This window comes from Methanobrevibacter sp., assembly GCF_017409525.1.
Taxonomy (GTDB): Archaea; Methanobacteriota; Methanobacteria; order Methanobacteriales; family Methanobacteriaceae; genus Methanocatella.
The window spans coordinates 77265-91178 of record NZ_JAFQSO010000014.1; the positions used below are offsets into that span (position 1 = coordinate 77265).

18 protein-coding genes are annotated in these 13914 nt (G+C 29.3%); 15 read left to right on the forward strand and 3 right to left on the reverse strand.

The window, feature by feature from the left end:
- The first annotated feature begins 1 nt into the window (after position 1).
- The 15 genes from IJE64_RS08640 to IJE64_RS08710 all read left to right on the forward strand — a co-directional run bounded on the left by IJE64_RS08640 (position 2) and on the right by IJE64_RS08710 (position 10665).
- The gene (locus tag IJE64_RS08640) at positions 2-331 is read left to right on the forward strand and encodes a cupin domain-containing protein (RefSeq protein WP_292784815.1); all 330 of its coding nucleotides are present in this window, start codon (positions 2-4) and stop codon (positions 329-331) included.
- Positions 332-395: 64 nt separating this feature from the next.
- On the forward strand, positions 396-1805 hold the full coding sequence (locus IJE64_RS08645; RefSeq protein ID WP_292784819.1) for a hypothetical protein: 1410 nt from the start codon (positions 396-398) through the stop codon (positions 1803-1805).
- A 4-nt stretch (positions 1806-1809) separates the two neighbouring features.
- A complete protein-coding gene (locus IJE64_RS08650; protein ID WP_292784822.1) occupies positions 1810-2211 on the forward strand; it encodes a phage integrase SAM-like domain-containing protein in 402 nt (133 codons plus the stop codon).
- A gap of 23 nt (positions 2212-2234) precedes the next feature.
- Entirely contained in the window at positions 2235-2846 is a 612-nt protein-coding gene (locus IJE64_RS08655; protein WP_292784826.1) for a hypothetical protein, read from the forward strand.
- Between the two features lie 245 nt (positions 2847-3091).
- Positions 3092-3325, forward strand: coding sequence for an AbrB/MazE/SpoVT family DNA-binding domain-containing protein (locus IJE64_RS08660; protein ID WP_292784829.1), 234 nt, complete (start codon positions 3092-3094; stop codon positions 3323-3325).
- The gene (locus IJE64_RS08665) at positions 3322-3723 is read left to right on the forward strand and encodes a type II toxin-antitoxin system VapC family toxin (RefSeq protein ID WP_292784832.1); all 402 of its coding nucleotides are present in this window, start codon (positions 3322-3324) and stop codon (positions 3721-3723) included. The genes IJE64_RS08660 and IJE64_RS08665 overlap by 4 nt, the downstream gene beginning before the upstream one ends.
- A gap of 148 nt (positions 3724-3871) precedes the next feature.
- Positions 3872-4318, forward strand: a complete 447-nt coding sequence (locus tag IJE64_RS08670) for a hypothetical protein (RefSeq protein WP_292784834.1) — start codon at positions 3872-3874, stop codon at positions 4316-4318.
- A complete protein-coding gene (locus tag IJE64_RS08675; protein WP_292784837.1) occupies positions 4318-4932 on the forward strand; it encodes a hypothetical protein in 615 nt (204 codons plus the stop codon). Before IJE64_RS08670 ends, IJE64_RS08675 begins: the two co-directional genes overlap by 1 nt.
- Positions 4922-6088 carry a hypothetical protein gene (locus tag IJE64_RS08680; RefSeq protein ID WP_292784840.1) on the forward strand — a complete coding sequence of 389 codons (1167 nt, stop codon included), beginning with the start codon at positions 4922-4924 and terminating at the stop codon, positions 6086-6088. The genes IJE64_RS08675 and IJE64_RS08680 overlap by 11 nt, the downstream gene beginning before the upstream one ends.
- Before the next feature lie 140 nt (positions 6089-6228).
- On the forward strand, positions 6229-6495 hold the full coding sequence (locus IJE64_RS08685) for a hypothetical protein (protein ID WP_292784842.1): 267 nt from the start codon (positions 6229-6231) through the stop codon (positions 6493-6495).
- A gap of 301 nt (positions 6496-6796) precedes the next feature.
- The gene (locus IJE64_RS08690) at positions 6797-7330 is read left to right on the forward strand and encodes a DUF6932 family protein (protein WP_292784845.1); all 534 of its coding nucleotides are present in this window, start codon (positions 6797-6799) and stop codon (positions 7328-7330) included.
- Positions 7331-7335: 5 nt separating this feature from the next.
- Entirely contained in the window at positions 7336-8274 is a 939-nt protein-coding gene (locus tag IJE64_RS08695) for a hypothetical protein (RefSeq protein WP_292784849.1), read from the forward strand.
- Positions 8275-8406: 132 nt separating this feature from the next.
- A complete protein-coding gene (locus IJE64_RS08700; protein WP_292784851.1) occupies positions 8407-8940 on the forward strand; it encodes a Panacea domain-containing protein in 534 nt (177 codons plus the stop codon).
- Positions 8918-9310, forward strand: coding sequence for a hypothetical protein (locus IJE64_RS08705; RefSeq protein ID WP_292784853.1), 393 nt, complete (start codon positions 8918-8920; stop codon positions 9308-9310). Before IJE64_RS08700 ends, IJE64_RS08705 begins: the two co-directional genes overlap by 23 nt.
- Before the next feature lie 134 nt (positions 9311-9444).
- Entirely contained in the window at positions 9445-10665 is a 1221-nt protein-coding gene (locus IJE64_RS08710; protein ID WP_292784857.1) for an ATP-binding protein, read from the forward strand.
- Positions 10666-10942: 277 nt separating this feature from the next.
- On the opposite strand, the gene IJE64_RS08715 is transcribed toward IJE64_RS08710, so the two are convergent.
- Genes IJE64_RS08715 through IJE64_RS08725 form a run of 3 tightly spaced genes read right to left on the reverse strand, consistent with a single transcriptional unit; the run spans position 10943 to position 13812 of the window.
- Positions 10943-11755: a class I SAM-dependent methyltransferase gene (locus IJE64_RS08715; protein ID WP_292784861.1), complete on the reverse strand. Its 813-nt coding sequence runs from the start codon at positions 11753-11755 to the stop codon at positions 10943-10945.
- Between the two features lie 2 nt (positions 11756-11757).
- Positions 11758-12768, reverse strand: coding sequence for an aldo/keto reductase (locus IJE64_RS08720; RefSeq protein ID WP_292784864.1), 1011 nt, complete (start codon positions 12766-12768; stop codon positions 11758-11760).
- Positions 12769-12807: 39 nt separating this feature from the next.
- The gene (locus IJE64_RS08725) at positions 12808-13812 is read right to left on the reverse strand and encodes a tetratricopeptide repeat protein (protein ID WP_292784867.1); all 1005 of its coding nucleotides are present in this window, start codon (positions 13810-13812) and stop codon (positions 12808-12810) included.
- Positions 13813-13914 lie beyond the last annotated feature (102 nt).

Sequence of the window (13914 nt, forward strand, 5' to 3'; positions counted from 1 at the left end):
TATGAATGAGGATATTAAAGCCAAAGCTTTAGATATCCATTCATTATTGGATTATCAAAAAGACAGTGTTGTAAGTCGTGAAGTAATTAAAAAGGAGTTGGGAACAGTCACATTTTTTGCCTTTGATCAAGGTCAGGGGTTATCAGAACATTCTGCTCCTTTTGATGCGATGGTTCAGGTTATTGACGGTGAAGCGGAAATCACAATTTCTGGTGTAAAAAATACTGTTAAAGCTGGCGAGATTATTATCATGCCTGCAAATGAACCTCACGCACTGCAAGCCGAAAATAGCCCATATAAGATGATTTTAACTATGATTAAATCAGACTGAAATCATATTTTAACAAAAAATATAATAATCACCTATAACAAATACAGTTATAGGTGATTTTTTTATGAAAGACTATACCATCACAGAAGACATACTATTCACAAATTTTATAAGAAGCAAACCAAACATATCCGAAGCAACAAAAACACACTACAAAGCAGCATTAACCAAATTCTACAAAGCAGTACAACAACCATTACAAACCATAATCGAAAACTGTAAATCCCAACAGGACAGAGTAATCGAGAAAACCATCTCTCAGGGTACTGATTCAGAAGGAAACAAGATAATAGAAAAACAGGTAATGACATTTGATGTTAACAGCCCAGAATCATATATCAACATCTACATCAACACTTTCATAAATTACTGCAAAGAAACCAACATCAAAACCAATTCCATTAATAATTACCTCACACAAATCCTAGCAATACTAACATTCTACGGAATAAAATTACCCGACATTGAAAAATTTGACAGAACACCCTCAAAATGGAATTTATTATCCAAAGAAGATTTCAAATTCATAATAAATGATTGCTCATTAATGTACGCAGGATTAATCAAATTCCTAATGAGTACAGGAATGAGATTAAGCGACGCATTAAGTTTAAGCATTGGAGATTATATGAACGCAACCTCACAATATCATGATTATGTGACAGTTGAAGATTTCATAGATAACGCCCCTGCAGATATGATGGGATACTGGAAATTCAATCCTGGAAAAACACAAAGATTCAACATTGAATGCCAAACATTTAATGATCCCGAATCCAACAATCTAATTTTACAACATCTACGAAAATTAAAAGACGAATATTATCCAAACAAAAATCAAGAAAAAGGATTGAATCTAAAACCATCTAAAGATGATGCTTTATTCGGTTCTCAAAAAGCATATTTCAAAAGAAACTTAACTCAAGATTCAGTTTCAGACACCCTATATAAGAAAAACCTTAAATTAAGAAAACATCATATTGCAATGATTGATGAAAAAATAAAAAAGGGCGAGTTAAGTATTGAAGACAGGGACAAAATGATTGATAAAATTCCTAAGTTTCATGCCCATAGTTGCAGAAAGTTTTTCAGTTCAATGATTGCTAAAAATTGTGGAAATATCCGTATTTGCGCTATTCTTGAAGGTCATACTAGTCCAATTAAAACTGATGGAAGTTATATTGAAATAGATGTTACTGAAATCAAGGAAGCGTATCTATCTGCTATTCCTGATTTAAGTTTGGAAAATACTGAAACTAAAACTTATACCTCTGAAGTAAGACGTGAGATGGAAGCTAAAATTGAAGCATTGCAATCACAAAATAAAGAGTTGGAATCCAAAGTGCAGAATAAAGATGATGCAATCAATAATATGGAAGAACGTTTATCAAACGTTGAAAAAATGTTTGCAAATGTAGATGAGTTAAGTGACGAGGATATACTCAGTTTATTTGCAAGAAGAAAACAGACATAATTAAATGTTTGAAAATAAATTATTCAAAAGATTTGTAAAAGAAAGAAATTTAAAAGAATCAACGGCCAATGGTTATGAATCTGCATTAAAACATTATTTGAAATTCCATAAGAAGTCTATTGATGAATTAATGCAGGAAGCCATTACCGATGAGGAAAATAAAATACCTTTAAAAGACCGTAACGTTAAAAAACGTTTGTTGAATTACCGAAGTTATCTTCTTAAGAGTAACTGTTCACCAAACACAGTTAGAACATATTTTACAAAAGTGAAAACGTTTTATATTCATTTTGATATTGAAATTCCTCATTTACCTGATGCTAAATATAATAAACTTTATGAAACTAATTATCTTGACTTACCTACTTATGAACATATTCGTAAAGCTTGTGATAATGTACTGTAGACCTTAAGGCGGTTATATTATTCATGTCCCCTTCAGGAACTGCCAAGGCCGAAACCTTAAGTCTTAATGTAAATCAATTTATTCAAGGAACTTCATCTTACCACAATGGGGGATCATTAGAAGTGATACTTGAAACTTTGTCTCACAAAAGAAATGTTGTTCCAACTTTTTATCTTCGACGTATTAAGACTGATAAGTATTATTATACTTTCTGCATTCCTGAGGCCACTAAGTATATTGTGAAGTATTTGCAGTCACGTAAAGATTGGAGTTTGGATGATAAGTTGTTTGATTTTACCGCTTCTGGTTTGTTGAATAAGTTTCAAGAGATTAATGACCGTATGGGTTGGGGTTTCAAGGGAAAATATCGTTTTTTCCGTGCTCATACTCTCCGGAAGTTTCATGCTAGTAATATTGGTTTGGCTGCTGAATATATTGACGAGTTGCAAGGTCGTAGTAAGAATTATGTTCATTCTACTTATATTAAGACTAATCCTGATAAGTTGAAGAGGATTTATAAGTCTGCTATGAGTAATGTGATGATTTATAATTTGGATGAGCCTGATGTGGTTAATCAGGAGTTTACTATTGTGGTTTATGTTTTTCTTTCGGGGAAAGAATATAATATTTTGTGATTTTATTATTTTTTTTAAAATTCTGTTATTATATATATTATCATAAAATTTTTTATTAACAGATAAGTTTATATACAACAGAATATATAAGTAACAATTAGCACTAAAACAACTTCCTTTTGTTTTAATGCCAAAGATGATAAAAAAATGTATGAAGCAGAGTTTATATTTATTCGGTGTAAAAAAACCTTAATTTAAGAGTGATTAAAAAATATGAAAAATGATATAAAAATGGAGAAAAACCTATGATGATTGCAAATACCAAAATATACAAAAACTTCCAAACTTCTATACCAAAAGAAGTAAGAGAAGCTTTTGATATTAATAATGATACAATTGTGGAATGGGGTATAACTGATGATGGGCAACCAGAAGTTAACTTCAGAAACAAAGTCAAATTAAATGATATTATTGGTATTGTAAAAACAGAGGAAGTTACAAATAGTGTGCAATTAAAGAAAGAGGTTTATTTAAAATGAGTAAATATTTCTTTGACAGTTCATTTATAATTGCATTAGCGTTAGATAATGACAGTAATAAAAGCAAAGCTTTGGAACTTACAGATTTATTATCTGAAGAGTGTTACATTGGAGACAATGTAATAGAAGAAGTTGTGAATGTTGTTAACCTCAAAGGGGATGCTAATAAAGCAGAAACTATTTATTACTTCATGATGGATAACTTTAAAGTTATAAATGAACATGAGATATCAAATTACAATACAAAGACAATTAAAGTATTTAACAAGTTCAACGGCAAATTAAGTTATACTGATTCAAGTATGATTGTAACTGTGCTGGAGTATGATATTGATTATCTTGTCACTTTTGACAATGAATTCAAAAGAGAAGAACGAATAAATGTAATGGGTATCTAAAAATAATTTATTTCGTGGAGGGAATGTTTTAGAGTGAAGTTTCCCCCATTCTTTTTTTCAATGTATTTTTATTATTATAATGTATATTTTTTTATAATATGACTCGCAAAGATATAAGTAATTAACTAAAAATGGAGGGTCACTAATTATGGGTACAAAATTATCAGCAAAAGAGTTTATATTACTGCTATTAAATTCAGATAATCAAAAACCGATAAAAGGAAATTTATTTTTCCAAAAAGAAATGTTCTTAATTGTTGAAGAAGTTTATCCTGAATTACGGGAAGAATTAAATTTTATCCCTTATAATTATGGACCATATAGTTTTAATTTAGTTAATATTCTGAAAAATCTTAAAAAAGATAATTTAATTACTTTTGAAGATTTTGATGGTAATGAATATTCAATTACCTCTGAAGGTGAAGAATACCTTAATAAAATTGATTTTCCAAAGGATATCATTAAAAAAGTTAATCGGCTTAAAATTGGGTCAAATAAATTAGGATATAAAGGATTATTACGTTATGTTTATTTTAATTATCCTAAATATACAAAAAATTCAAAAATTAAAGATGATGTTTTGGGAGAATCATAATGGATTGGAATACTATTGTTCAAAATATTGATTTATGGAGAGGATTGATTTCAACTATTTTTTCGGCAGGAATTTACAAAATTATTGATGCTTATTTAAATAATTTACATATTCCTAATGATTGGGATACTTTTAAAAAGAGTTATGAATCAAAATTAGAAAAAATTATAGGGGCAAATTTAGAAGAAATTTCTAAAAATTTAGAAGAAATAATTGACCATACAAAAGAAAATCAAGGTAATGATGATGATGAAGAATCATTTAATTTAATTGAAGCTCATAAAATATTTTTTTTAGGAATAATAGATTCAATAAGATTTAGAACTTTTGAAAGAGAAATCAAACTTTTTTACATGGACTTAGTTTCATTGAAAAATAAAATAACTAGTTTATTCGCTGTTCTATTTGTATTTTGTATAATATGTGTTTCAGTAAGTTTCTTTAACAGTTTAATAACGTATGTGTTGATTATAATAATAGTATATTTGTGCTTTGAATTAGTTAAAGTGTATCTCAAATTTAGAAAAGTCGTTTCGGAGATATCAAATAAAATTGAAATTATTGATGAAAATTATAATAATGTGTTATCCTTTGGTGAAAAATATGGAAATTAAAAGTATTAAATTAGATAATGTTGATGAAAATACTCGTGCAATTACTATTAAAACTTCTGAAAGTGATATTGAAACTCCTAACAGGGCAATTTCTACTTCAGAAATCAATAAAATAAAAGGTATGAGAAACAGGGCAGATGAACCTCCAGGACCATTTGATGTTGTTGAAGAAGAATTTAATTGGCAAATTTACCAAACACCTTTGGAGTATACTCCCAAAGTTAGGCGTAATATTGATGGGATAAATGGTTTACGTAATAAGATAAATGCTGTAAGGTCTACTGTAAATACTCCAAAAAATATGCTTGAAGAAGAGGAGTATAAGAACATTCTTAAGTTAATTTATCCTAAGATTACTCAAAAAGATAAAATTGAAACTCCTTATATGACTGCTTTAATGGAAATACAATTACAAGCAGGTGTTGATGTTATTGTTATTCCTGAACCTTACTATAATTCTACTTATGAAGACTTTGTTAATAATTTAGAAACTTCTATTAAATTTTTAGAAGCTTCGGATAATGAAAAACCTATAATGCCTATTGTGGGTATTAAAACTAATAAAGACCGTTTTGTAAATAAGTTGGATTATATTTTAGACCAACATTTGAATCCGAAAAAAGATTTTGGATTGTTAGGTATATCTTGTAAAGTTTATAGTTCCCAGTTCAATTTGCACGTTCTTAGGGACATGTCTGATAAATTTGAAAAATATTGGATTCATGGTTTTGATGCTTTTAGAAATCAGGCGAAGAAGACTTTTTATAATCCTCATGCAGTTACAATTTGGGGTATTGATACTGTTGGAGTCACTCCTCAAGGGAGATATATTCCAGGGGTTACTGATGCTAGAAATGGCAATAATGGTAATCAAGAAATTAACTTAAGAATGTATACTGAAGATTCTTGGGGAATTCATAAAGGTTCTCAAACTTTTGTTGAAACTCATTTATGTAATTGTGATGGTTGTGATTATTATAGAAGGACTACTGATGTTGATAAATTACAGAATTCTTTAGATGTTCATGAGATTATCCAATCTCATAATCAGATTGTAGGTTCTAGACAGAATATTGAAGAGAATGAGTATTTAAGATTGGTTAGGGATAAACGTGATTTCAGAGATTATTATGAGAGTTCGGTAGGGGATATTTAATATTTTTTATTTTTTTCATTAATATTGTCTTAAAAATTCCATTAAATTATTTTAAACATTTAATATTTTGTATATTGATTGGTTTTCTTTTTTTTTAAACCAAAAGGTATTTAACTTCGTAAAAACTATTAAATTATAATATGTACGATAAAAAAAGGTGCTTAGTAGAACTAAGCAGTGGAAATGAAGAATCCCTGTTAAGGGTCATCAATGATTATGGGTTGATTCCTGCGGGGTCTACAGAAATATTGGATGCTACTAAACCCGTTAGACTTTTGGATCAAAATCGATTTATTGTTGATTTGGATTTTGTTTCTAGTTTTGAGGATTTTGAAGAGGAAGTTAACAAATTAGGTTTTGATTTTGTGTTTAGGGATATTGATACTCATGAAGAGATTACTTTTTAATCTTTTCATTTTTTCTATTTTTTTTAATTTTTTTTGTACATTTCACTATTTTTTCAAGTAATTTTTGGAAAGATACGCTATGTGTTTTTGTTGTTTTCGCTTGACAATTAATTATTATTATTATTGTATTAGTGAACATTGTTTAATTTTATTATATAAAAAGGTTTAAATATACAATCAACCAAATGTATAAAACAGGAACCATCAACCTAAAAACATAATAATTTTAAAACAAATAAATTATTATTAATTAAAGGTTGAAAAAAATTTTAAAGCAGTTTAATTTAGGAGATAAAAGGGTATGGCAAAAGATAAACTACCACCATTTGACAAAAGAGGATGCTTACCAGAAGGAATATACAATCCAACGATAGAAGACTTCATGGAAAGATTCGTAAAAGTAACTGAACGCAGAAAAGAATTATTTGGAAAATACCAAAAATTCACAAAACTATGCAATGAAGCAAAAGGAATCGAAGAACATTATTTAGATGGAAGTTATGTTAGAAACAAAGAAGAACCCGGAGATATAGATTTATTAATAACATTCGTTGAAAAAGATGTAACTGATGGTAATGGGATTCCTAATGATTATGCAAAAATCATTTTCAATCAACCAAGAATGAAATTTGAATATGAAATACATGTTTTTTATGCGAAAATCACTGATGAGTCAGATTCTGATGAAGAAAAAGAACATTGGGAGAATTATAAAAATTCATTTTTAGAATGGTGGGGAAATCATACTATTGATAGAGTAAATAACATAAATGATGAAAAAAAGAAGGGATTCATAGTTTTCAATAAAGATGATCTTCATGAAATAGGGGCATGATAACTATGGTAAAAAATAACCATAAATCCATTAAACAACAACTTGAAGAAGTTCAAAGTTTAATATTAGAAAATTTATATCTACAAGAAAAATACCCTGAAAAAAAATTTGGACTACAATTAGGTTTAGAATCTCTTAGAGATTTAGAAACTGAAATGTATGAAGCATTAAAACAAGAACAAGTTAATAAAAAAAGAGAAACCTGGGAATGGTGTTTCAAAGGAAATATGGTTCAAAATGGTTTTATCCCAATGAAAGAATATGGGGAATTATTGATAAATGGACAAGATTTGATAACCTCTTTATCTTCAGATCCTTTAAATCTTAATCAACCTTTACCTTATAATGAAAATAGGTTATTAGTTGCAGGGTCATGTTCAGGTTCATTAAGAGTATTATTACTTTCTGAACAAACAAAATTAGATACTGAAGAATCTCATAGTCCTATTAATGAAGCAATGATAAAATTAAATAAAATTTCTAATTATGAGGGGGATTTAAACGAATTCAATAATAAAGAGAATGTTGGTAAAAAACAAATGGCTCTTTATAGAAATTTTGTTAAATCTTTATCAGATATGAAATTAGATTTTGAAGTAAAAAAACCTTTACATAACGGGTCTGATAAATTAGTGTTTTCAATTGATGCTTTAAAATCTTTAAAAATAGCTAAATCATTTGAAAATAATAAAAAACATGAGGAAACTACTGAAACTGTTGAAGGAGTAATTCGTGCAGTTGATTTAGATGATTATAAATTTAAAATAGAGTCCCATTATGGAAATAGGAAACAAGTTATTAAAAGTGATTTTAATAAAAAAGATGAAGAGATTTTAGCATCTAAACTTAATAAAGAAGCATGTGTTGAGCTTAAAAATATTACTGAAGAATCAGTTGATAAAAGAGATAAAAGTGATTATGAGTTGCTGAGAGTGATTAGATAAGTTGTTATAGTGTGAAAATTAGAATTATTGTTTAGTGTAACATGTTATTGTAGAGGGTTGTGAAATCAGTTAATTTTCATTTAGTAAAAATTATACGAAAAAATAAATAACATAAAAGGGGGTATAGCAAACATGGCATGGGAAGTTGTAAGTGATGGATTAAACAAAGAAAAATTCAAAGCAGTTCTTTTATACATTATCAATAGATGTGAAAACAAACCAAATGTTGGAAAAACAGTAATATGTAAATTATTATATTTTTCTGATTTTAATTACTATGAAAAACATGAAAAATCTATAACTGATGAAACATATCTCAAATATGAACATGGTCCATTTCCATCTCATATTAATGAAATACTTGATGAAATGATTGATAATGGTATTATTGAATGGAAATCAGAAAATTATGGAGGTTACCCTCAGGATCATTATTATCTTAAAGAAGCTCCTGATTTATCTTTATTAAATACTGATGAATTAAGGGTAATTAATGATGTTATTGATAAAATTGGAGGTTGGTCTGCAGGAAAAGCCAGTAAATATTCTCATGGTGACTTGCCTTGGAAAATTGCAGAAGACAATGATGTATTAGATTATGAATATGTTTTTTATAGAGACCAAGAATATTCAGTGAGGGACTATGACAGAGAAATATATAATTAAATATCATCCAAAATTTGATAAAGAAGTCAATAAATTGATGAAAAAATGCCCATCACTTAAAGAAGATTTTGAAAGATTAACTAATGTATTATTGTTTCATTTAAAAACAGGAGACCATTATTTGCCTGATGATCAGTACCTTCAACTTCAGAGATTAAATGTTCCTTTTCCTGTTTTTAAAATTAAAAAATTCAGGTGTAAAGATATTCCTAAGGGGAACAGATCTGGTTTCCGGTTTATATTTATATTAAGTAGAAAACATCATGTGATTTATTTCACTGAGTGTTATTTTAAACGTAGTAATGAAATTGAAAATAGAAATAGGATTAGAAAAATTTGTTTGAATTATGAGAAATATTTTAATGAGTAATTAAGAAAAAAATAGTATTATTGTTTAGTGTAACATTGTTGTTTGTAGGTGAATGACTTTTTAGGAGAAATAGTTAAAAATAGTAAATGATTAAAAATAAGTATTGTGTAACATATTGTTGTAGGGGTTAAATTATGCCGTTAGAAGAAGTATTTCCAGATTCTCCATTTGAACCTTGGAGACCTGTATCTCATGAAAAATTTAAAGGTAGGGTAAAAGATAGAGATAAAATATTAAGAAGAATACCTCATGTTATTAAACATGGTAGAGCAGAGCATTTTTTTATCACTGGAAAACGGGGCATGGGTAAAACTTCTTTTGTTAATTATGTTTCAAGAGTGGCTGAGGATGAGTATCATATGATTCCTATTCATATTAATAATAGTGGAGGTAAGACTGTTGATGAATTGATACAAAAATTACTTGATGCATTAGTTAGGGAATTTAAGAAAGATTATTTGGGTAAGAAAGTTGTTGATAAAGTTTTAAATACTATTCAGGAATTTAAAGTTGCAGGAACGGGTGTTTCATTAAAAAATACTAATGAGTTAATTCAGAATATTAAAAATCATTTTGCGGATTTTTTAATAAAAACCTGTGAAGATTTACCTGAAGATTATGGTATTTTCATTGTTATTGATGATCTTAATGGATTATCAGAAAATGAGGAATTTACAAATTGGTACAAAGGGTTCTTTGAAATTATGGATTTCAATGAATATCATCTCCCTATAATTTTTACTTTAATTAGTTATCCTGAAGAATATGAAAGATTATGTGATTTGAATGAATCATTTTTTAGAATATTTAATCTAATTGAAATAGATAACTTGGAAGATAAAGACATTGCAGATTTCTTTGAATCTTCCTTTGGGGAAGTGGGTATTGAATTTGAAGATGGAGTTGAATCATTACAACCTATGATATTTTTCTCTTATGGTATGCCTTTAATAATGCAGTTAATTGGTGATTCTGTTTTTTGGAATGCTCAAGATAGTTTAAAAATTAATAAAGATGTTGTATTTTTAGGTATTACTGATGCTACTGAAGAATTAAATAAAAAACAATTAAAATCTAAGTTAAATAAAATAAGAAGTAAAACTTATATTAATATTTTTATTAAATTAGCTGTGAATGGATGGATGACTTTTAAAAAATCAGAATTTAGACAATATTTAAATTCTGAAGAGAGAAGATCTTTTGAAGGATTCTTGAAAAAAGCAAAACAATTAGGTATTCTCGAACCAATTGGAAAGAAAAACAGTGGGGAATATGGATTTGTTAATAGATTATATTTAGTATATTTCCTAATGTTAGAATCACAAAGGAATTATAATAAAGTTATGAGTAAATAAAATATTATATGAAAGAAAAAGAGTGTTTAAGATTATTGTTTGTGTAACTGTTTGTGTTTGATGGATAGGGTCAAGCGATGCTGCAACATCTAACCTATCTACAAACACTGGTTACATAAAAAACAAGACACCAGGAAGGATGAAATGAATTCCGTAACCAATAATTATATTTGGTTAAAATGCTATTTAAACTTTAATAAAAAGTGATTGATTTCATTTTATATTCTTTTCTTTTTTTTTTACTAAAATCATAATTAGAAATACGGATCATAAGATGCTATTTTTTCCACCAAACCATAATCCAGTCGGCTTTGTCTTTAACATTATAATATTTTTTGGTTTCACTATCATAGGTCAATATTCTTTTTAAGTAATCTTTTAAAAGCTCTTTTTCTTCATCTGAATATAAATCAAGTCTGAATTTGCCATTGTCCATAGCTTCTTCAATGCTATCATATTCGCGATAATTATTTAAGTCAAAACGTTGGATATTGGCATAAATGCCCATATTAAATAGGATGTTAAAGAAATAGTTGTAATCGGGGAAGTCTTCTGTTTTTTTGCCCAATTCTTTTTCAAAGTCCCTTTCGATTTTTTTATTTTCAGGTCCGAAAATGGTTACAAAGACATATTTATTCGCAATTTTATCTAATTCGGATAACACTTCTTCAATTGGCTTTATTGCATTTAGAGACCTTGAGCAAACAACGACATCAACATCTCCAATATCTTGGTATCTGATTTCTTCAATCGGCTTTAAAATTGTTTCGATGTTATTTGCATCATTGTCTTTGGCTCTATTTTCTAGATATTCTAGCATTTTATGTGATGAATCAAGCCCGATTACCTTTTTGACTTTTCTTGAAAGGGGTACTGTAATTGATCCTTCACCGCAACCAACATCAAGGACAGTGTCATTTTCATCCAAGATTAGCATGTCAAATAATGCAGTATTATAGTCTTCCTTGTGAGTTCTTTTATAAAATCCTGGAGCTGCTTTATCCCAGTCCTTATTTTTCTTGCCTTCAAGCCTTTCTCTCCAATATTCTGCCCACTCCACATCATTCGGGTTTTCAATGCATTGCCTCATGTTCACACCTTGGTTTTCCCGGATAATACGTTTTGATAATCTTCATAGTTTTCTTTTAGAAGTTCAGGGATATCAAGTTCATATGGACATTTGTCCACACAGGCATAGCATTCCATGCAGTCGGTGGTGTGTTCCATCATTTCCTGATACTCTTCGGTTAGGTAGGGCTCAGCTGGAAAGCGCCTAATCCAAAGGGACATTCTTGCAGATAAGCTGATATTGATGTCTTCAGGACAGGGCATGCAGTATCCGCAGCCTCTGCAGAAGTTTTCTCCAAGTTCCTCTTTATCTTTTTGGATGTCTGCTTTTAGTTCGTCAGTTAAAACGGTATTTTCATCGTATGATAGGAATTCATCAAGTTCTTCAAGTTTTTGAATCCCCCAGATGGGCAGGACATTGTTGAAATTGTTTAGAAATGCATAGCTTGCTTTTGAATTTTTAATTAATCCTCCGCCCATTGCCTTCATTGCAATAAAACCGATGTCCAATTGTTTGCATTTTTCAACCAGTTCTATTTCTTCATCACCGCTTAAGTATGAAAAGGGATATTGCAATGTTTCATAAATTCCAGAATCAAGCGCCTCATGGGCAAATGTGATTTTATGGGTGGTGATTCCAATATGATTAACCATTCCTTTTTCTTTTGCTTCAACCATTGCTTTGAACAGTTCGTCATCTGCTTTGGGGGTAAATGAAATGTTGTGGAATTGATATAAATCCAAATAATCTGTTTTTAAACTTTTAAGGGAAGTTTCCAAATCACTCCAAAAGTCTTCAGGAGTTTCAGCGGCGGTTTTGCTTGCAAGATATATCTTTTCACGAGGAATGTCTTCAAATGCTTTTCCCATCTTCTCTTCACTGTCAGTGTAAAAATGGGCGGTGTCAAAAAAGTTTATTCCATTGTCATATGCTTTTTTGAGTATTTCGACTGCCTCGTCCATATTGCATCTTTGAATTGGAAGTGCTCCGAATCCATTTTTGTTCACTTCTAAATTTGTTTTTCCAAGTCTCATTTTAAAAAACTCTCCTCAAAGTTTAATATTTCCTTAAAATTAATACCCATTCATTTTCAATATGAGATATAAGATTAAAATGATTAAAAGCGCAATAAGGGCATGTTTGGCCGATAGGAATTTGGTTTGTTTAAATTCCTTATCTTCAACATCTCCCTGCCTCATAATGCGGTCTTTTTCAAATGAGCATTTCTGATAAATGGCTTCGATGTCTTTTGGAAGTCTGCCGTGTTCATTTAACATGCCAATTGTCTTGTTTAGGTATTGCACAGCTTTTTGGTCATCTCCAAGATTAACACAGCAAAATGCTGCTTTATAGTTGAAATTGGTTATAAGCTCCAAATCATCTTCAATTTTGCTTTCATAAGGTATGCATTGGTTATATGATTTTAAAGCTTCTTTATATTCTTTAAGTTCATATAGGGCATCACCTTTAGCATTTAAAGCTATGATTGTATCTTCTTCTGAAAGTGATTTGTCCAGATACTCTAAAGCTTGCCTGTTTTTTCCTGTTTTTTGAAGCATTTGGCCCTTGTACAGGTCAGATTTTTGAGTTGATCCAAATTGGTCTTCATATTTGTCAAGGCTTCGAAGGGCATCGTCATATTTTTTAGCTTTAATCAGAAGTTCGATTCTTGCCATGATAAGTTCTTTTTTAGATAATCTTGGCTCTTCTATTTTGGAATATGATTTGTATTTGTCAAGCGCCTTGTCCATGTATTCTAAAGCATCATCGACATTGCCTTTATTAAATCTAGACATGGCCTTATCACAAAGCACATTAACAGAACGTGGTTGTTTTTTCAGATATGCATCGAAATATTTTTCACCATAATCTCCATTGTCATGGCTTTCATCATAATATTGGTAATAGATTCCTTTTTCTTCAAGAGCGGGCAAATATTCACTGTCAATAAGCAAATCTAAAATTGATAAATAGGATTCTGTGTCGTCTTTTCCATGCCTTTTTCGAGCTAACATAAGAGCTTCCTTAAAATCATCATCTTCAATGTATTGTTTTGATTTTAAAATAGCATCACTCATTTATATCAACCTAATTTTTTTTATAAAGCTCCGATTTTTTTTAACTACTCTCACTATATTTATATATTTTTAGATAGATAAATAATATTGCTTATTTTTATT